This window comes from Acinetobacter sp. SFB, assembly GCF_001647545.1.
GTDB lineage: Bacteria > Pseudomonadota > Gammaproteobacteria > Pseudomonadales > Moraxellaceae > Acinetobacter.
On sequence record NZ_LSZH01000001.1, the window covers coordinates 251,247 to 271,491 of the forward strand.

General features: G+C 41.7%; 14 protein-coding genes and 4 tRNA genes. 8 read left to right on the forward strand and 10 right to left on the reverse strand.

The features are described 5' to 3' along the window. The 6 genes from AY606_RS01220 to AY606_RS01245 form a co-directional block, all read left to right on the forward strand. Positions 1–1,860, forward strand: a 1,860-nt coding sequence (locus tag AY606_RS01220) for a lytic transglycosylase (RefSeq protein ID WP_155858103.1), incomplete at its 5' end; no start/stop codon positions are given. Between the two features lie 29 nt (positions 1,861–1,889). After that, the gene (locus AY606_RS01225) at positions 1,890–3,728 is read left to right on the forward strand and encodes an extracellular solute-binding protein (RefSeq protein WP_067863508.1); all 1,839 of its coding nucleotides are present in this window, start codon (positions 1,890–1,892) and stop codon (positions 3,726–3,728) included. 33 nt (positions 3,729–3,761) lie between these two features. Continuing rightward, positions 3,762–4,826, forward strand: coding sequence for a microcin C ABC transporter permease YejB (locus AY606_RS01230; RefSeq protein ID WP_067863511.1), 1,065 nt, complete (start codon positions 3,762–3,764; stop codon positions 4,824–4,826). Then, positions 4,826–5,839, forward strand: coding sequence for an ABC transporter permease (locus AY606_RS01235; protein ID WP_067863514.1), 1,014 nt, complete (start codon positions 4,826–4,828; stop codon positions 5,837–5,839). Before AY606_RS01230 ends, AY606_RS01235 begins: the two co-directional genes overlap by 1 nt. Continuing rightward, entirely contained in the window at positions 5,814–7,403 is a 1,590-nt protein-coding gene (locus AY606_RS01240; protein ID WP_067863516.1) for an ABC transporter ATP-binding protein, read from the forward strand. The genes AY606_RS01235 and AY606_RS01240 overlap by 26 nt, the downstream gene beginning before the upstream one ends. A 101-nt stretch (positions 7,404–7,504) precedes the next feature. Further along, positions 7,505–8,749 (forward strand): NADH:flavin oxidoreductase/NADH oxidase family protein, encoded by a 1,245-nt coding sequence (locus tag AY606_RS01245; RefSeq protein WP_067863519.1) that lies wholly within the window; start codon positions 7,505–7,507, stop codon positions 8,747–8,749. A 275-nt stretch (positions 8,750–9,024) separates the two neighbouring features. Here the strand turns inward: AY606_RS01245 and AY606_RS01250 are convergent. The 9 genes from AY606_RS01250 to pyrC all read right to left on the reverse strand — a co-directional run bounded on the left by AY606_RS01250 (position 9,025) and on the right by pyrC (position 16,147). Further along, positions 9,025–9,100, reverse strand: a tRNA-Glu gene (locus AY606_RS01250). A 12-nt stretch (positions 9,101–9,112) separates the two neighbouring features. After that, positions 9,113–9,188: transfer RNA gene (locus AY606_RS01255), tRNA-Glu, on the reverse strand. A 127-nt stretch (positions 9,189–9,315) separates the two neighbouring features. Then, entirely contained in the window at positions 9,316–10,212 is an 897-nt protein-coding gene (locus tag AY606_RS01260) for a hypothetical protein (RefSeq protein ID WP_067863522.1), read from the reverse strand. 74 nt (positions 10,213–10,286) lie between these two features. After that, positions 10,287–11,705: an amino acid permease gene (locus AY606_RS01265; RefSeq protein WP_067863525.1), complete on the reverse strand. Its 1,419-nt coding sequence runs from the start codon at positions 11,703–11,705 to the stop codon at positions 10,287–10,289. 111 nt (positions 11,706–11,816) lie between these two features. Beyond that, a tRNA-Glu gene (locus AY606_RS01270) sits at positions 11,817–11,892 on the reverse strand. Positions 11,893–12,049: 157 nt separating this feature from the next. Continuing rightward, entirely contained in the window at positions 12,050–13,474 is a 1,425-nt protein-coding gene (locus AY606_RS01275; RefSeq protein ID WP_067863528.1) for an amino acid permease, read from the reverse strand. Between the two features lie 898 nt (positions 13,475–14,372). Further along, a tRNA-Glu gene (locus AY606_RS01280) sits at positions 14,373–14,448 on the reverse strand. Between the two features lie 20 nt (positions 14,449–14,468). Then, positions 14,469–15,128, reverse strand: a complete 660-nt coding sequence (gene rnt, locus AY606_RS01285) for a ribonuclease T (protein WP_067863532.1) — start codon at positions 15,126–15,128, stop codon at positions 14,469–14,471. Continuing rightward, complete coding sequence (gene pyrC, locus AY606_RS01290; protein ID WP_067864490.1) at positions 15,113–16,147, reverse strand: dihydroorotase; 1,035 nt, start codon at positions 16,145–16,147, stop codon at positions 15,113–15,115. The genes rnt and pyrC overlap by 16 nt, the downstream gene beginning before the upstream one ends. 153 nt (positions 16,148–16,300) lie before the next feature. Here pyrC and AY606_RS01295 point away from each other — a divergent pair, with 153 nt between their 5' ends. Further along, a complete protein-coding gene (locus AY606_RS01295; RefSeq protein WP_067863535.1) occupies positions 16,301–17,560 on the forward strand; it encodes a GGDEF domain-containing protein in 1,260 nt (419 codons plus the stop codon). Positions 17,561–17,622: 62 nt separating this feature from the next. Here the strand turns inward: AY606_RS01295 and argG are convergent, their stop codons facing one another. Continuing rightward, positions 17,623–18,966, reverse strand: a complete 1,344-nt coding sequence (argG, locus tag AY606_RS01300) for an argininosuccinate synthase (RefSeq protein ID WP_067863538.1) — start codon at positions 18,964–18,966, stop codon at positions 17,623–17,625. 845 nt (positions 18,967–19,811) lie between these two features. Here argG and AY606_RS01305 point away from each other — a divergent pair. Continuing rightward, positions 19,812–20,245 (forward strand): L-lactate permease (locus AY606_RS01305; protein ID WP_171255346.1); only part of this gene is annotated, 434 nt, incomplete at its 3' end.

Consider the following 20,245-nt stretch of genomic DNA (forward strand, 5'->3'; position numbering starts at 1 on the left):
CAAATTTTGGCTGCAGTAAGAGCTGAAGGTGAAAATAAAACAGTCGAGCAGGTGCTACAACCGGTTGCCAGCAAAGCTGAACAAGACAAAGTGGTGGCAGAGCTGAAAGCCCTTGCACCGCAAGGCACAGAAATTACCGATCCTTTTGACGGTAAAATTAAACTCACTGCGATTCAAACCAGTCAGTCTGTGGCAGAGCAACAAGGTAAAGAGTTGACCAAAGGTTTTTCTTATCCTAAGGGGGTAGCGGAAAATACCAAAGCTGATTCTGACGAAGCAAAACGTAACCAAGGTAAAAACTACGTTAAGACGGATTCAGAAGTTGTGGTTACAGCACCGAAAGGAAAACGCAGTACTTATACCGTTCTTCCGGGAGACACCTTAACTGTTATTGCGATGAAAAATGGTTTGAACTGGCGTGATGTGGCAAAGTGGAACCAGATTGATCCTGGCTCAGCGCTATATGTGGGAACCAGTATTTATCTATACGATGCCAAACCGCAAAACACAGAAACGACTGCTATAACTAAGGCAAAAACACAGCCTGAAACGTATGTCGTCCAAGCCAATGATAGTTTGATTGCAGTGGCTAGCCAATTTGGCCTGTCGCTTAAACAGCTTGCGGATTACAATAATTTATCCGTTAGCAGCGGTTTGCGTGTTGGGCAAAAATTGTCGTTAAAGGAAACTGCTGCAAGTAATTCCGATATTGCTGAAACTAAGCTCAGTAACGCAAAATCCACTGCCAAAGTGAAAACCAAGTCCTATGTGGTCAAACGTGGTGAATATTTAAAGCTGATTGCAGACCGTTATGCCTTGTCTAATCAAGAGCTGGCAGATTTGACTACAGGTTTAACTGCGGGCAGCAGCTTAATGGTGGGGCAAAAAATTAATGTGCCATTAAATGAAGTCGAAACCAAGGCAGAAACGAAGCAGGAAGAAAAAGCCACGGCAGTTAAAGCAGAAACGGCTGCTGTAGAACCTTCGTATAAGACTGAAAGCTATCGCGTGCAACGGGGTGATACTTTGTCCAGTATTGCAGCACAGTCGAAAATTTCTTTAACTGAACTGGCACAACTTAATAAATTATCCAATAGCAGCGGTTTACAAGTCGGTCAGACCCTAAAAATTCCTGCAGGTTCAAATGTTCCTGAAAGTTATACCGTGCAGTCGGGTGATAGTTTGTCGGCTATTTCAGCGAAATATAATTTAGGCATGGATTATATTGCCAATATTAATGGCATTAACCGTAATACAGGTTTGCGTGTTGGACAGCGCTTAAAACTGAGTGGTGAAGAAGCTGCTCAAGACAAAGTTGAAGCAAAAAATGAAAAAGTGAGCTTCGAAAAACAGCCAGATATGCATACGGTAAAATCAGGCGAAACACTGAGCAGTATTGCCAAAAAATATCATTTACAGCTGGATTATTTATCTGCATTAAATGGTTTAACCCGAACTTCAACTGTACGGAGTGGGCAACGTTTGAAAATTGAAGGGGAGCTTCCGAAGCTTGAAGAAAAAATTGAATCACCCACTCTAAAAGCCGCCAAATCATCAAAAAATGCTGATGCTTATACTGTAAAACCAGGTGAGTCTTTAAATGCGATTGCCAGTCGGGCAGGAATATCGGTTGCTGAATTGGCAGTGTTAAATGAGCTGAATGCACGGGCAGGTTTACGTGTCGGTCAACAGATTATGGTTCCTAAAACAGTGATTGACTATAAAGTCAAACGCGGTGATACCTTGATTGGTCTAGCCAACCGTTATGGTTTGCAGAGCAGCAAACTGGCTGAAATGAACGCGATTCAACCCAATACTCAATTGCGTATTGGTGATGTCATTAAAGTGCCAAACTTATAATTATACGCAAAGACAGGGAGTCATTTTAGATGTCATTTGCTTTCGCAAAACGTTTTGGTTTTGCTTGTGGGGTGAGTCTTGTGACGCAAGGGCTGTGGGCTGCAGTACAGACCACGCCTTATATCGCAATCCATAGCCAGCCGAAATATGCAGGCTTGTCGGTCATGCCTTATGCAAATGCCAATGCCCCAAAAGGCGGTTATTTAAGTACAGCAAGCAATGGCACATTCGATAACCTGAATAGTATGAATGGCAAAGGCAGTTCAACAGAGGGCGTTGATCGTCTGTTTGACTCGCTGATGTCGAGTTCACTGGATGAACCTGGGGTGATGTATCCATTGCTGGCGGAGAAAGTCACCTTTGATCCGGATAAAACCAAATATGTTATTTTCCATTTAAACCCCAAAGCACGCTTTAGTGATGGCAGTGCAGTGACTGCCGAAGATGTGAAATTTAGTTTCGATGCGTATCAGACCAAGTCTAATCCGGGTTTGCAAATGTATCTGACTGATTTGGATAAAACCGAAGTATTGTCCAAATATGCGGTAAAGATGATTTTCAAGTCTGACAATAATGCTGAGATGCCGCTGATTTTATCGCAAATGCCGATTTATTCTAAACAGGATTGGCAGAACAAAGATTTCACCCGGGTCACCATGCAGCCGATTTTGGGTTCAGGACCGTATCTGATTGATCGAATTGATGCTGGTCGCAGTATTACCTACAAACGTAACCCGAATTATTGGGCTAAAGATTTACCGGTCAATAAAGGGCGTTATAACTTTGACCGTTTGAAGTATGTGTATTACCGCAGTCTGGATATTGCTTTTGAGGGTTTTAAGTCGGGTCAATATACCCTGCATGAAGAGTTTACTGCGCGTAAATGGGTCACGGAATATCATTTTCCGGCTGTAAAAACCGGCATGGTTGTGAAATACAAATTCCAGCATAAAAACCCGATTCCGACGCAAAGTTTTGTGTTTAATACCCGCCGCACACCTTTTCAAGACATCAAATTCCGCCAGGCCATCACCTATGCCTACGATTTTGAATGGCAAAACAAGGCGCTGTTCTATGGTCAATATCGACGATTACAGAGTTATTTTGCCAATAGTGAGCTTGAAGCCAAAGGTGTTCCAAGTCCTGCAGAGCTGGCAGTTTTAAAACCATATCTAGCCAAACTCAATCCGATTCAACGCCAAGGCGTGCTAAAGGATTGGAAATATCCAGTCTCCGATGCCAGTGGTTTTAACCGTAGTAATTTGCTAATTGCACGTCAATTACTTATCAAAGCAGGCTATATCTTTAAAAATGGCCGTTTGCTCGATAGCAAAGGCAAGCCGATTCGGATTGAATTTTTAATCCATCAAGATGGTTTGCAACGTACGCTCATGCCGTTTGTCCGCAACATGAAACGTTTGGGTGTCGATGTTGCCATTCGTCATGTCGACGTGCCGCAGTACATTGAACGCATGCGTAGCAAGGACTTTGACATGACCACCAGTGTGATGCCGCAGTCTTTAAACCCGGGGAATGAACAGGCACAGTTCTGGGGCAGTGCATCGGCAGATCAGCCGGGAAATTATAATTATGCCGGCATCAAAAATCCGGTGATTGATGCGGTGATCCAGCAGATCATCCGTGCGCCTGATCGTAAGGAACTGGTCATTAGAACCCAGGTGCTGGATCGTTTATTGCGTGCCGGATATTATCAAATTCCGACCTATGGTAAAGGTGAAAACTGGTTTGCCTACTGGAACATGTATCATCAGCCTAAGGTAAAACCCAAGCTTTCAACAGGAATTGACTATTGTTGGAGTGATGCAACAGAAGCCAAAAAAGTCACCCAGTATTTAGGTCAACAATAAGCAAATAGCACAGGCACAAGGAACGTCGTTTCGATGGGCATATACATATTAAAAAGACTGCTGCTGATTATTCCGACACTGTTTTTCATTTTATTGATTAACTTTGTGGTGATTCAAATTGCACCCGGGGGGCCAGTCGAGCAAGCTATTCAACAGGCAGAAGCTTTTCAAGGCTTGGGCGCCACGGGTGGTGAAACTGCTACGGCCAAAAGCAATTATCAGGGTGCAAAAGGTTTGAGCGAAGAAATGGTCGAGAAGATCAAAGCGCAATATGGTTTTGATCAGCCTGCACCTGAACGCTTCTGGATGATGCTGAAAAGTTATGTGACTTTCGATTTTGGCACCAGTTTTTTTAAAGACAAGCCTGTAACCCAACTGCTCTGGGAAAAAATGCCGGTCTCCTTGTCATTAGGACTATGGAGCACTTTGCTGATTTATCTGGTCTCTATTCCTTTAGGCATTAAAAAAGCGCGTCAGCATGGCATGCTGTTTGATAAATCCACCTCTATGCTATTGGCGATCGGTTATGCGGTACCGTCTTTTGTCTTTGCAGTTTTGCTGGTCGTGTTTTTTGCGGGCGGTTCCTATTTTCAGTGGTTTCCACTTCAGGGACTGGTTTCAGAAAATTTTAGTGAACTGAGTGTATTGGGTAAAATTAAAGATTATTTCTGGCATATGACTTTGCCTTTGCTGGCGATGGTGATTGGTGGTTTTGCCAGCCTAACCTATTTAACCAAATATTCGTTTATGGAAGAGTTGAACAAGCAGTATGTCCTAGCGGCGCGTTCTAAAGGCTTAACTGAATCGCGGGTGCTATACGGTCATGTTTTTCGTAATGCGATGCTGATTGTGATTGCTGGTTTGCCGGAAGCTTTGATAGGAATTTTCTTTGTCGGCAACCTGTTTATTGAAATTATTTTTAATCTGGATGGTTTGGGATTGTTGGGTTTTGAAGCCATTCAACAGCGTGATTATCCGGTGATTTTTGGCACCTTGTTCCTGTTTACCTTAATGGGTTTAATTCTGCGTTTAATCAGCGATGTACTGTATCAGGTGATTGATCCGCGTATTAATTTTGATTCGCGAGGTGCTGAATAATGTCACCTTTGATGCATGCACGCTTAAAACGTTTTCAGGAAAATAAACTCGGCTTTGCCTGTTTAATTGTTTTTACTGTCATTTTTGTGTTGTCGCTGGCTGCTGAATTAATTGCCAATGATAAACCGCTGTTAGTGAAATATAATCATTCACTGTATATACCAGTTTTAAAATCCTATCCGGAAACTGCTTTTGGCGGTGTCTTTGAAACTGAAGCCGACTATAAAGACCCGGTGGTACAGCAACTCATCAACGATAAAGGCTGGGCAGTCTGGCCGCTAATTAAATATTCCTATCAAACGCCTAATCTGGAACTGGCAGTTCCGGTACCTTCTGCACCGACCTCGCAAAACTGGTTAGGCACTGATGACCAAGGACGTGATGTACTGGCGCGTATTCTTTATGGTTTGCGCGTATCGCTATTGTTTGGTTTTGCTTTGACCATTGCTTCAGCCATTCTTGGAATCGCTGTCGGGGCCATTCAGGGCTACTACGGTGGATGGGTGGATCTGCTGGGTCAGCGCATTCTGGAAGTATGGGGTGGTCTGCCCATGTTGTTCATGGTGATGATTCTGGTCAGCATGTTTACCCCGAACGTGTACTGGCTGTTTCTGATTATGCTGCTGTTCGGCTGGACCACTTTGGTAGGTCTGGTTCGTGCTGAATTTTTAAAGGCACGCAATCTGGATTATGTCCGTGCCGCACGCAGTCTGGGTGTAGAAGACCGAACCATTATGCTGCGTCATATATTGCCCAATGCCATGAGTTCCAGTCTGTCGCAGTTACCTTTTATGTTGACGGCCAATATTACCGCACTGACCGCTTTGGATTTTTTAGGTTACGGTTTGCCGCCCGATGCTGCTTCACTAGGTGAATTATTATTACAAGGTAAATCCAATTTGAATGCACCGTGGCTCGCGCTTTCGGGCTTCTTTACCTTGGCAATTGTCCTATCTTTATTGATTTATATCGGGGAGGCGACACGCGATGCATTCGATCCAAGACGCCAATAATCCACAAGCGCTATTAAGCGTAGAGCATCTCAATATTCAGCATCAACAACAGGTTCTGGTGGATGACCTGAATTTTCAGCTGCATGCAGGTGAAACCATTGCCATTGTCGGTGAAAGTGGTTCAGGCAAGTCAATTAGTAGTCTGGCTTTACTTGGCTTATTACCGAGTACCTTAAAAATAAAAGGTCAGGCTAGGTTGGGAAAACAGGATTTGCTGACCCTTAAAACTGAACAGCTCAGACAAGTTCGTGGCCATAAAATTGCCATGATTTTTCAGGAGCCGATGACGGCTTTAAATCCGTTACACCGGGTGGAAAAAATTATTGGCGAAACTTTATTGCTGCAAGGCTGGTCAAAGCAAAAGACGCAGGCACGCATTGTTGAATTGCTGAATGACGTCGGGATTAGTGAGCCTGAAGATAAATTGCGCCGTTATCCGCATGAGCTTTCAGGTGGACAGCGGCAACGGGTGATGATTGCCATGGCTTTGGCTTTAGATCCAGACATTTTGATTGCGGATGAGCCAACCACCGCTTTGGATGTCACTTTACAGGCGCAAATTTTACATCTGCTTAAATCATTACAGCAAAGCCGAAATATGGCGATGATTCTGATCAGCCATGATTTAAATCTGGTGCATCGCTATGCCGATCAGGTGATTGTAATGAATAAAGGTCTGGTTGAAGAGCAGGGCGGCGTTACGGAAATCTTCAATCACCCGAAACAAGCCTATACCCGGGATTTACTGAATCATGATTTTGGCGAAGCCATTCAAGGTGCAGATGGCCCAAATTTGTTGACTTTAAGCAATGTCGCGGTGAAGTTTCCCATTAAGCAAGGATTGCTGAATCGGGTCAAAGACTACTTTATAGCGGTTGAACCGCTCGATTTACAGTTGGGGCAAGGGCAATCGATTGGCATTGTCGGTGAAAGTGGCTCGGGCAAAAGTTCGCTGGCTTTAGCCATTACCCGCTTGATTAAAAGCGATGGTGAAATTGTTCTGCTTGGCACAGATTTAAACCAGTGCAATGAAAAGCAGTTACGTCCCTTACGTGCCGAATTCCAGATTGTATTTCAGGATCCGTTTAGCAGTTTAAATCCACGGCTGAATGTCGAGCAAACCATTGGCGAAGGTTTAGCTTTAAAAAAATTGTCAGCGATTGAGATATCAAAGCGGATTGATGAAGCTTTGGAAAAAGTGGAATTGCCCATCAGTTTTAGAACGCGTTATCCGCATGAACTTTCAGGCGGGCAGCGTCAGCGTGTGGCATTGGCGCGTGCCTTGGTATTACGACCGAAGTTACTTATTCTGGATGAACCCACCTCGGCACTGGATCGCACCACTCAGCGTGCCATCGTGAAGCTGTTAAGACGTTTACAGCAAGAGCACAAAATCAGTTATTTATTTATCAGTCATGATTTACAGGTGGTGAAAGCCCTGTGTCAAAAAGTTTTGGTGCTGCGCAATGCTCAAGTGATGGAGTTTCAAAGCACGGAACAATTGTTTTTAAATCCACAAACTGAATATACCCGGCAACTGATTCAAGCTAGTCAGTATGTTTAAAATTACTGACACGTCATATTGTCAGAATAGCCATTGACGGATTGCAGAATAAGGTTAGGGTATTAACTCTAAATAAAATACAAATAAATTAGGATTGAAATATGAGCCATCTTGCTGAAGCGATCACCATTGGAAAGATCACCTTTAAAAATAGAATTATCAAAGCTGCGATGAGTGAAGCCTTGGCAAATGATGCAGGTCAGCCGGGTCAGTTGCATTTGGGTTTGTATGAAGCCTGGGCCAAAGGTGGTCTGGGCTGTGCAATTACCGGAAATGTGATGGTGGACTTTCGTGCCAAGAATGAACCGGGCGTGGTGGTGATTGAATCAGAGCGTGATTTGACTCAGCTGAAACAATGGGCGCAGGTGGGTAAACAACATGGCATGGTGCAACTGATCCAGTTATCCCATCCAGGCCGTCAGTGTCCTAAAGGTTTAAATAGGGAAACCGTAGCGCCGTCGGCTGTACCTTTTAGCCCGATGCTCGCGACCACGTTTGGTACACCGCGTGAATTACGTGAAGAGGAAATTCTCGACATTATTCAGCGTTTTGCCACCTCTGCTCAAATTTGTGAAAAAGCCGGTTTTGAAGGCGTGCAGCTGCATGGCGCACATGGTTATCTAATCAGTCAGTTTTTATCCCCCTTGACCAATAAACGTCAGGATCAATGGGGTGGCTCGATAGAAAACCGCATGCGTTTCTTGCTGGAAATTTATAAAGCAGTACGAGCAGTCACTTCGGATCAATTCATCATTTCCGTAAAATTGAATTCGGCAGATTTTCAGCGTGGCGGCATTACCGAAGATGAAGTCATTGCAGTTTTTAAGGCAATTGATACAGCAGGGATTGATCTGATCGAGATTTCTGGCGGAACTTATGAAGCACCTGCAATGGCTGGAGCTAAAGCAGATAAACGAAAAGTCAGTACCATTGCCCGTGAAGCCTATTTCCTCGATTTTGCCCAGAACATTCGTCAGCAAGTCAAATGTCATTTGATGGTAACGGGTGGCTTCCGTACGGTAGCAGGGATGAATGCTGCACTGGACAGTGGTGCATGCGAATTTATTGGAATTGCCCGTCCATTGGCGGTGGAACCAGATTTAACCGATCGTCTGATTGCTGGGCAGGATGTTCGTTATGCGGTGGATAAAATCAAAACCGGTATTCCGATGGTCGACAAAATGGCGATCATGGAAATTATCTGGTATGCCGCACAGTTTAAAGAGATCGCACGAGGCAAACGTCCGAATCCAAAACTCTCGCCACTGAAAGTTTTCTTTAAATATGCCAAAGGCAATATCACTGCAATTATAAAAGGGCAGATTAATTCACGACGTAGTGCTTAAACGGATGACCTTATAAAATCTAAAATTAAACATAAAAACAGACTGATGTATTTTCTCTGCTGAAAGTGGAAAGATGAGTCTGCTTTTATGTGATGTCTAAAAAGAACCTGATTTGTTTCTGAAATTTAGAAAACATATAAGCAAAAAATGGTGAGAGTTTTCCGAGATTGAAAAATACACAACGGAAAGCGATTTTGGATTTAACAATATTTAAAAACAAAAAAGCCTGAATCATGATGCTCAGGCTTTTTTGTGAGATTTTATAATCTCGAATATGGCGACCCTACGGGGATTCGAACCCCGGTTACCGCCGTGAAAGGGCGATGTCCTAGGCCTCTAGACGATAGGGTCATCTATATAAATTGGCGTCCCCACGGGGATTCGAACCCCGGTTACCGCCGTGAAAGGGCGATGTCCTAGGCCTCTAGACGATGGGGACGTTTCAGAGGTGGGCGTATAATAGGGTGGATATTAAAAGCTGTCAAACCTTTTTCAGTGATAATTTTTAAAAACTCAATCAAGTGAATAAAAATAAAACAAATAGGTGAAATATACTTTGAAATACCCTATTTTTTGCACTTTAAGGTATCCATGATGCTTTTGATGACAGCAGGATGTTCTAAATAGCCCATAATACTGTGTGGATTATTAATCAGGGTTACAATTGCCTGATTAATAATCGGTGGTTCAAAATTAAACGGTGCTTCAGAGAGTGGAAATGCAGTTAAAAAATCATTAAGTGAATAAAAATTGAACCAGTCTCCGTGAAGTTGTGGGGGTCTACAAATAGGTAAAGGAAGTTTGGCTTGAATGACTTTAAACGCCAGCGGGGAACCTAGGGTAATAAAGCGTTGAATTCTAAAATTTGTAAATTGATGCAGCAGGTTGTAGGTGATCACCGATCCTAATGAATGCGCCACAATAAGATGGTCTTCATCGGGGATGATATGACACATGATTCTTTGGTGCACCTCCTGCATGAAGTCGGGATTGGATAAGTACAAATAGGTTTCAATTAAAAATTTATGAATCACGGTTTCGTGCAATTTGGGATAATGATTAAGGAACATGGATAATTCCCTGAACGCATGGTCTTTGGTCAGTGCAGAAATGACGGATAAACGCTGCGTAAGCGTTTCAGAGTGATTTGGATTGAAGGTGGGTAAGGAAGTGATGCAAGGTTTATTTTCTTGATCAATACAGGTGTTGTGACCTGCTAAGTGAAATGGAAGATGCAGATGTGCAATTGATTTTGGTAAAAATGTTTGTAAATCCAAGCTGTTGTATAAGTGATGCTTACTGAGTAAATCACCATAAAAAGGCAAGCTAATATCCAGAGAATTTAGGTCAATATCGAGGTGTAAATTACTTAAACCTGACTGAAAGGCAGTTAACCAATGTTGTTTTAATGAATTTGCATCATAAGCTTGTTGATTCATACCGTGAATAAAAATGATTTTCATACCGGATCAGATTTTTTATAGAGGTCATTGTCAGCTTAAAAAAAAGAGTGGTACTTGACCACTCTTTTTATGTGTCAGTTTTGCTTTCGATAGAAAACATAGTAACTGAGATAACAAGCTGCAATAAAGATTAAACAGCCAATAAAGCCCGGTAGCATTTCAGGATCGAATGCCATGCTTATTGCCGTGATAAAACAGAACACAAAACCTAAAATGGGTACAAGAGGAAACAAGGGTGCAGCAAAGCCTAAGTCTTTTGCGCTATGACCCTGTTTATACCATTGCCGACGGAAATTGAACTGACTTAAACAGATACTCATCCATACAATCACCATGGTGAATGCTGCAACGCCCAATAAGTTCTTAAAGATAGTCTCTGGGGCAAATTGTTCAGACAATAGACCCGGTAAGGCACCCAGCATGGTGACCATCACGGCCACAAATGGAATACCGCGATGATTTACTTGAGAGAAAACCGCAGGTAATTGTTTTTTATCAGACAATGACCACATCATACGTGATGCAGCAAATAAACCTGAATTTGCCGCAGATAATAAAGCCGTGATAATCACAAAACGAATAATGTCTTCAGCGTATGGAATGCCGATATGGGTAAACACAGTAACAAATGGACTGCTACTGACGCCTTCAGCATTTAGGCCGGCCATTTGATGCGGTAAAAGCGCACTGATGACCACGATGGTACCGACAAAGAAAATCAATAAACGCCAAATCGCTGCATTAATGGCTTTGGGTACATTTTTCGCCGGATCTTTGGTTTCACCGGCTGCAACACCAATCAATTCAGTACCGGAGAAGGCAAAATTGACAATCAGCATAGTTGCGAAAATGGGAAACAAGCCTTTTGGGAACCAGCCTTGAGCGGTTAAGTTACTAAACAGGGGAGCAGACTCATAACCATTAAAGTTTAAAATACCGAAAATAGCCAATAGCCCCAGTAAAATAAAGGCAACAACAGTCAGTACTTTAACTAAAGATAACCAAAATTCAGATTCGGCAAACCAACGCGTTGAACTCATATTTAGGCCGAAAACCACTGCAGCAAAAATAATGGTCCATAGCCAGACCGATACGTGAGGGAACCATTCCTGCATCAATAATGCAGCAGCGGTAAATTCTGTACCGAGGGTCGCCGCCCAAGTTAACCAGTAAAGCCAAGTGACGGTATAGCCGGTACCTGGACCAATATAATTTCGTGCATATGTACCAAAAGAACCCGATTCGGGCATATGTACCGCAAGTTCGCCTAAACAAAGCATAACAGCATAGGCAATTAAACCGCCCAATACATAGGAGATGATGGCACCTACAGGCCCCGTTTGTGCAATGACTTCACCCGAACCTAAAAACAGACCTGTCCCGATTGCGCCACCAAGCGAAATCATGACCAGATGTCGAGTACTCATAGCGCGTTTTAAAGGCGCAGAATTGCCCTGATGCGAAGCATCATTCGGAGTATGAGATGACTGCATAAGAGAAAAACAAAAAAGACAAATGAAGCGAGCTATTGTAGTGAAAAACTACAAATCTGCAATGTAATAATGAGAAGTATTGAAGCTTGAATGATCGTATAGCACGATATATGGCGACCCTACGGGGATTCGAACCCCGGTTACCGCCGTGAAAGGGCGATGTCCTAGGCCTCTAGACGATAGGGTCGTTAGGAGGTGATGCGTATATTATGGATTTTTAAAGGGACTGTCAAACCTGTAATTGCATTATTTTTAAAATATTGAATTGATTGCATAAAAAATGACAAATCTAGATAAAAAAAGCGCAGTTTTTAACTGCGCTACATTCATAATACGATTAAGGACTAATTTTTATTGTGATACAGCCAGTAATAGCTGGCATAACAGCCTGCCATAAACAGTAGACAGCCAATAAAACCAGAGATCATTTCAGGGTCGGCGGCCATACTTAAACCTGTTGCCGTACAGCAAACAAAACCCAGAATCGGTACTAGTGGAAACCACGGCGTACGGAATTTAAGTTCTCCCACATTATGACCTTGTTTGAGCCATTGACGGCGGAAATTAAACTGGCTCCAGCAAATACTCATCCAGACAATGACCATGGTAAATGCAGCCACACCCAGCAAGTTTTTAAAGATGACATCTGCGCCAAATTGTTCTGAAAGCAAGCCGGGTAAGCCCCCAATCATGGTGACTAGTACCGCCACTACAGGAATACCGGATTTACTGACTTTGGCAAACACGCGAGGCAGCTGGTTTTGTGCAGCCAAGGCCCACATCATGCGGGAAGCGGCATACAGTCCAGAATTTGCAGTGGAGAGCAATGCGGTAATAATGACAAAACGGATAATATCCACCGCGTAAGGAATGCCCATCAAGTTAAATACAGATACAAACGGACTGCTACTTAAACCGTGACCTGCATTGAGTCCTGCATCCTGATAAGGAAGCAGAGAGCTAATGACAATAATGGTTCCGACAAAGAAAATGATTAAGCGCCAGACAGCCGCATTAATGGCTTTGGGTATATTTTTCTCAGGATTTTCGGTTTCGCCAGCTGCGATCCCGATCATTTCCGTACCATTAAATGCAAAATTGACAATCAGCATAGTGGCAAAAATAGGGAAGATGCCATTGGGTAACCAGCCATGTTCGGTTAAATTTGCAAACAGTGGAGCCGATTCATAACCTTGAAAAGGAATGAAACCAAAAATAGCACCAAAACCTAGAACAATGAAAACGAGAACGGTAGCGACTTTAATCATTGAAAGCCAAAATTCAGATTCGGCAAAAGTTCGGGTTGAACTCAAGTTGGACAGCAGTACGCCACTGGCGAAAATCAGCGTCCAGATCCAGATAGAGGTGCTGGGGAACCATTCCTGCATCAGTAACGCAGCGGCAGTAAATTCCGTACCTAGCGTTGCTGACCAACCGAGCCAGTACATCCAGGACACCATGTAGCCTGTACCTGGTCCAATATAATTGGATGCAAATGCACCGAATGAACCGGACACGGGTAAATGTACTGCAAGCTCACCTAAGCAAAGCATCACCATGTATGCAATTAAACCGCCAATAATATAGGCAATGACTGCACCCAGTGGACCTGCTTGTGCAATGACTTGACCAGAACCCAGAAATAAACCGGTACCGATTGCACCACCGAGGGAGAGCATAATGAGATGACGTTTGGTCATGGCTCTTTTTAACGAACTGCTTTGACCCTCAGCGTCTGAATGCTGCGAAGGTTGAATAGGAGATTGCATAATCTAGAAAAAGAGTTGAAAGATCTATTTTAATTGTTGATTGTGTGAATATTCATGTAAATCGTTTTTTCCTGACTCATTAATAAATTTAATAAGAAAATCAGATGATTTAAAAGAATTACTTACACCATTTTTAGTGGTCTGGTGTCTTATATTTTTGTGATTGTTGTGCCGGTACTTGCGGGGGCTGCTGTAGAGGATTCTTTGGCATGCTCTGCATCTTTGTGGACAAGAAATAAATAGATAGCCGAAGGCAGTAGAAGCACGAAAACAATAAAAACTTTTTTTAATATCATGGCAGAGGTATGGAGAGGGAGAGGGGGAACGTAAGTATGTAAACAGACATAAAAAAGATTACCGATGTGCTCAGGAGTTAAAAATTAAAATTAATATCTGCAATAAATTGGCGACCGATTTACGATTTTAATGTGTTGAAATTCAAAATTGAGCGGGTATACGTGTTTTTGCGATTGGTCACATTATGAATGGTCAAAGCTAGCGTCTTAAAGTGGTTGCAGAATCACAAGGGATGTCATCTGTTTGGCAGGATTGGCCACTGGTTAAATGGGTATTGTAATGGTCATAGCCTGCGCCAAGCGTCCATGTGTGTTGTGTATGGCTAAAATTGATAGGATTAACGACCGACTTCAGACTATAAGAAAGCAAGTCCTGAAGTTGATTAAATTGCCGGATGTTGCGCCTTCACCGATACTTGCAGTGGCTGATCTATGTTGTTCAGTAACTTTTAGAATTTAATAAATAGAAATGAGAATTATTTTTATAAAACTTTTAATATAAGTTGAAATAATCAATGAGATAGAAAAATTAAGAATATGGCAGAACTAAACAAAAGAAATTTGTTTGGGGGAGATTAAATTAAACAGAAGATATAAATAGATGGCGTCCCTACGGGGATTCGAACCCCGGTTACCGCCGTGAAAGGGCGATGTCCTAGGCCTCTAGACGATAGGGACGTTTAGAAGATGGCGGTATCTTATTGATCCGCCGCCAGAGTGTCAAGGAGATGAGGTGCGAGTTTGTTCAAAATATAGCAAAACAGTTCCGCAGTCTTTTGAGTGTCGTATAAAGCAGAGTGTGCTTCCTTGCCATCGAACTCAATTCCAGCGTGAATACACGATTTTGCCAGTACGGTTTGACCAAACATGACTGCACTTAAAGTCACGGTATCGAATACAGAAAAACTGTGAAATGGATTTTGATTTTTAGTTCCCGTACGTGCAATTGCTGCTTGTACAAAACCTAAATCGAAATGTGCATTATGGCCGACCAAAACGGCATGGGTACAATTCTGCTGACGACGAACTTCATTTACAGATTTAAAAATACGTTTTAAGGCACTTTTTTCATCTTCAGCCATGGCCATACGCATCGGATTGAATGGATCAACCCCAATAAAATCCAGTGAACGACGGTCTAAATTGGCCCCTTCAAAAGGATTAATATGTGCATGGTGAGCTTCACCTGGCACAAATTGACCTTCTTCATTATAAATGATGGGAATTGCTGCAATTTCCAATAAGGCATCGGTCTTCGAGTTAAAACCTGCTGTCTCGACATCGACAACAACAGGTAAAAAACCACGGAAACGCTGACCAATTATTGGTTGGGTTTCATCTGTCACACTTTTCTCCATTGAATGGTATTACCCGCATATAGAGGGATAATTTTTTCACCATCCAAGTAGTCTAAACTTGTCGGAATAACTTGCTCTTCTTTGACCAGGGTGATGGTATTGGTATTGCGCGGCAGACCATAAAAGTCAGCACCGAAGTGGCTGGCAAAGCCTTCTAGGCGCTCAATTTTGCCCACTTGGTCAAAAGCTTGAGCATATAATTCAATTGCGGTAGGTGCACTATAACAACCTGCACAGCCACATGCATTTTCTTTAGCATTTTTTGAATGCGGCGCGCTGTCTGTACCCAAGAAAAATTTAGGATTCGAGCTGGTCGCCACTTCAAGTAAAGTTTGCTGATGGGTCTGACGTTTTAAAATCGGCAAACAATAAAAATGCGGTTTTACACCACCCACCAGCATATCATTACGGTTAAACAATAAATGCTGCGGGGTAATAGTAGCAGCTACATTGCGGTCTTGTTCAAGTACAAAGTTCGCAGCTTCACTGGTGGTAATGTGTTCAAGCACCAGTTTAAGCTTAGGGAACTGTTTTAATAATGGAGAAAGTACTTCATCAAGGAAGCGTTTTTCACGATCAAAAATATCGACATGGTTATGAGTAACTTCACCATGTAGCAATAAAGGCACTTGATGCTCTTCAAGTTGTTCAATTACAGCATAGACTTTACGAATATCGCTGACGCCATTGTCTGAATTTGTGGTTGCACCAGCAGGGTAGAGCTTGATGGCATTTACATGTTCAGATTCTTTAATCTTTTTAACTTCACTCGGTTGGGTGAAGTCCGTAAAGTAAAGCACCATACGGGGATCAAATGAGATACCTTCAGGGACATGTGCCAAAATCCGTTCACGATAAGCATTAGCTTCTTCAACTGTTTTCACAGGAGGAACAGTGTTTGGCATGCAAATTGCGCGCGCAAACTGTTTGGCTAAATCTGGAACCGTACGTTTTAAAGCAAGACCATCACGAAGGTGAGCATGCCAATCATCTGGCTGGAGAAGAGTGATTGTATTCAAGGTCATTTTAATCGGACAAATAAAACAAATGATAATCCATAAAGTGTGAAAAGGGTAACCAGAATTAAAGACAAATGGTGATAGATATTTAAATATCTATCATAAAATTGTGCTATTTTTAAGTAACGAAAAAGAATTACACAATGCTTGCAAATGGAATACAAGTATAATCTGGCTAAATTACAGTACGATAAAGAAAAAGTAGAAGAACTCATTGCGCAGCAAAGTCACCGCGTAGGACAAGTTTTTCCAAAAAAATTAGAACAGGAATTTTGGGCTAAAAATTTAGAACGCGCGCGTAAGCATGTCGAAAAATATTTCTGGGGTGGTGTTTTAAGCTATTTTGTTTTTATGATGGTCATGATTCCAAGTGATTACTGGATTATCGACAAGCAATATTTCGTCCACGATTTCGTACAATCCATGTTGGCACTGGTGAATGGTAGTGTATGTTTACTGCTTTTATTCTTCTTTGCTTATTTCCCTAAAATGCGTCCATATTTTGCCCAGGCTGCAATGGGCATCAAGTTTTGGGCCATTGTTTCCATATCGTGGTTAACGATGACCGTGGAAACGGTTGTGCTCCAGCATCAGGCTACGGCTATATTGTGTATTATTTATATTCTTGGCTATATTTTGACTGGGGTAAAACCATTTCACATGTTGTTGACAGGCGTGTCGGCCGCAATGTTCACAATTGTTCTGTTTTTTGGACTGCATGTTAATTTTGATGCGATGGTACTGGGTCGTATCCTTACTGGAAGTAGTGTATTGGGTTATGTGATTAGTCATATGATTTTTGCACGTGAACGGATGATTTATTTGTATTCGATGCGGGCCAAAATTAGTGAAAAAATTCACCGCATTCATAATTCAGAATTATTGCATCTGAGTCAGCACGATGAACTGACTAAAATTTCAAATCGCCGTACTTTCGATGAAATGATGGAGGTTTTTTATCAGCAGACTCGTCTAGACCATAACTCTCTCTCTATTTTGTTTATCGATGTGGATTTCTTTAAAAACTATAACGATTTTTATGGTCATCAAAAAGGCGATGATGTTATTTTTGCCATTGCTAAATCTGTTAAAAATGCCATTCGACATATGGATTTTGTCGCGCGTTATGGTGGTGAAGAGTTTGTGGTGTTATTGCCAGAAACAGATGCCCATGGTGCCTATGCAGTTGCATCGAATATTTTTAAGGCCATAGAGCGTTTGGAAATTCCACATGCTAAATCATTGGTGTCGAGCTACATTACGATTAGTCTGGGGATTACAGTTTATCGTGGCGAAAATGAGGTGAGCAAAGAAGAATTACTCAAGATTGCCGATCAAGCTTTATATCGGGCCAAACACCTGGGGCGAAACCAAATTTATTATCAATCTATTCGAACCACAAATATTGCTTAAATACTCAAAATAATATTATAAAAAAACCGCCATTTAGGCGGTTTTTTTAACATCAAACAAACTTATTTGTTTTTGTCTTTTAATTGAGGTACTGCAGAACCTGTACCCACAGCAAGAAGACCTGCATTGGTATAGATGCCGAGTTTCGCACGGGTATCTGTAATGTCTAGGTTACGCATGGTTAACTGACCAATACGGTCCATAGGCGTAAACATAGAATCACCTTTTTCCATCGTCAAACGCTCAGCTTCATAAGTGAGGTTTTCAGATTCAGTGTTCATGATGGTGAAGTCATTACCACGACGAAGCTCTAAAGTAACAGTACCAGTCACTGCTTTAGCCACCCAACGTTGAGCAGTTTCACGCAGCATCAATGCTTGAGAATCGAACCAACGGCCTTGGTAAAGTAAACGGCCTAAACGTAAACCGTTGATACGGTACTGTTCGATGGTATCTTCGTTATGAATACCGGTTACAAGGCGTTCATAAGTGATATGAAGAAGGGCCATACCCGGAGCTTCATAGATCCCGCGAGATTTAGCTTCGATGATACGATTTTCAATTTGATCCGACATACCTAGACCATGACGGCCACCGATACGGTTCGCTTCAAGAATCAATTCAACCGGATTGTCAAAACGTTGGCCGTTCAAGGCAACTGGCGTACCTTCTTCGAAAGTCACAGATACCAGTTCAGGTTTAACCTCAACATCATCTTTCCAGAACGCAACGCCCATGATTGGATCGACAATTTTGATACCGGCATTCAGGTATTCAAGGTCTTTGGCTTCGTGAGTTGCACCCAACATGTTTGAATCGGTTGAATAAGCTTTCTCTTTTGACATTTTATAGTCAAAGCCGTTGTCGATTAAGAATTGCGACATTTCGGCACGACCACCCAATTCATCAATAAACGTTTGGTCTAACCAAGGCTTATAGATTTTAAGGTTCGGGTTAGTCAGCAAACCATAACGGTAGAAACGTTCAATGTCGTTACCTTTATAAGTTGAACCGTCACCCCAGATGTTTACGTTGTCTTCTTTCATTGCGGTAACAAGCATAGTGCCTGTTACTGCACGCCCCAATGGAGTCGTGTTGAAATAAGGAACACCACCCGTGCTAATGTGGAAAGCGCCACATTGAATTGCAGCAATACCTTCAAGTGCAAGCTGTAAACGGCAGTCCACCAAACGAGCTTTTACTGCGCCATAAGCTTCAGCTTTCTTGGGAATTGCATCGTAGTCTTCTTCATCTGGCTGACCCAAATTTGCTGTATAAGCATAAGGTTCAGCACCTTTTTGTTTCATCCACAATAAAGCAGCTGAGGTATCAAGGCCACCAGAGAAGGCAATCCCGACTTTTTTGCCTACTGGTACATTCTGCAAGATAGTTGCATTGTCAGTCATTGTAAGTCCTAACGATATGAAATAGGCACCACGATAATTGGTAGCCGAGGAGAATCTATAGTTGCCTCAATTGTAGCACTTTTAGGAAAATTTTTTTTCGTAAAAATAAGCAATCAAAAAAAATATCTACAATTTTTAAAGTGATAGATCTTTAGCGGTTGATGAAGGAGTTAATTTAATTATAAAGAAGGGAAATGGATCAAAATAAATACGCAAAATTTTTCATTCAGCCGCATTATATTAATGATATTAAATTTATGCCTTTCAGTTAAAAAATGACAAATATTTCGGTAATGGCTACAATTCGGTAATGGTTACACCATAACAAGAGATGAAATAAATCAAACTTCAATTTATTTCACTATCCTCATATTGCAATTCTGGCTAAGAAAAATAACCTGCCATCATTGTTCCTGAATAATTGCAGCGCATTGCTATTATTGACTTTATTTCAACTAAGCATATTTCATAAAAGAATTCCTAAACTCATTTAGAGTGTTAAAAAAATGAAATTAATAAAAAAATCGGGATGCTAGACTAAAGTTGTAAACGTGTTGAAAAATTCAATGGCTATATTTAAAAAATTAAATAAAAACAAAGATTAAGTTGCTATTCATTAATTTTAGCGCATTTTTTTAAAAAATTTGTGATATGAATTCCAGTATTTATTGGTCTGACCAATATTATTTTAATCAGACCACTATTGATCTTTAATTAAACAAAAACTAGTATATTTGCCAAAATGTGAATATTTTTTTGTTTTAATTTAATATTGGTATGACCAATTATGGATATTTGTCAAATATTCAGACCACCAATAATGTCCCAGTAAGCATTTCAAGGAGATGACAATGCTTCAATCTTGGCAACAGATTTACGATCCTATGGGGAATATCTGGATTTCCAGTGCGATTGCCCTTATTCCTATTATTTTCTTTTTCCTTGCACTGGCTGTGTTTCGGATGAAGGGCAGTGTGGCCGCAACTATTACGGTCGCTCTAGCATTTCTGGTATCTTTATTTTTATATGACATGCCATTGTCGATGGCGCTTTCATCGCTGGTTTATGGCTTCTTTTACGGTTTATGGCCAATTGCTTGGATCATCATTGGCGCAGTATTCCTCTATAAAATTTCAGTAAAAACGGGTCAGTTTGACATTATCCGTTCTTCAATTTTATCGATTACTGAAGACCAGCGTTTGCAAATGCTGCTGGTTGGCTTTGCTTTTGGTACGTTTTTAGAAGGTGCTGCAGGCTTTGGCGCACCCGTTGCCATTAC

What these genes read in the sequence shown, in the direction of transcription:
- AY606_RS01235 (WP_067863514.1), top strand. Translation starts at nt 4,826, where the DNA reads ATGTCACCTTTGATGCATGCACGCTTAAAACGTTTTCAGGAAAATAAA.
- AY606_RS01240 (WP_067863516.1), top strand. Translation starts at nt 5,814, where the DNA reads ATGCATTCGATCCAAGACGCCAATAATCCACAAGCGCTATTAAGCGTA.
- AY606_RS01275 (WP_067863528.1), bottom strand. Translation starts at nt 13,474, where the DNA reads ATGCAATCTCCTATTCAACCTTCGCAGCATTCAGACGCTGAGGGTCAA.
- rnt (WP_067863532.1), bottom strand. Translation starts at nt 15,128, where the DNA reads ATGGAGAAAAGTGTGACAGATGAAACCCAACCAATAATTGGTCAGCGT.
- AY606_RS01295 (WP_067863535.1), top strand. Translation starts at nt 16,301, where the DNA reads ATGGAATACAAGTATAATCTGGCTAAATTACAGTACGATAAAGAAAAA.
- AY606_RS01260 (WP_067863522.1), bottom strand. Translation starts at nt 10,212, where the DNA reads ATGAAAATCATTTTTATTCACGGTATGAATCAACAAGCTTATGATGCA.
- AY606_RS01245 (WP_067863519.1), top strand. Translation starts at nt 7,505, where the DNA reads ATGAGCCATCTTGCTGAAGCGATCACCATTGGAAAGATCACCTTTAAA.
- AY606_RS01265 (WP_067863525.1), bottom strand. Translation starts at nt 11,705, where the DNA reads ATGCAGTCATCTCATACTCCGAATGATGCTTCGCATCAGGGCAATTCT.
- AY606_RS01225 (WP_067863508.1), top strand. Translation starts at nt 1,890, where the DNA reads ATGTCATTTGCTTTCGCAAAACGTTTTGGTTTTGCTTGTGGGGTGAGT.
- argG (WP_067863538.1), bottom strand. Translation starts at nt 18,966, where the DNA reads ATGACTGACAATGCAACTATCTTGCAGAATGTACCAGTAGGCAAAAAA.
- AY606_RS01230 (WP_067863511.1), top strand. Translation starts at nt 3,762, where the DNA reads ATGGGCATATACATATTAAAAAGACTGCTGCTGATTATTCCGACACTG.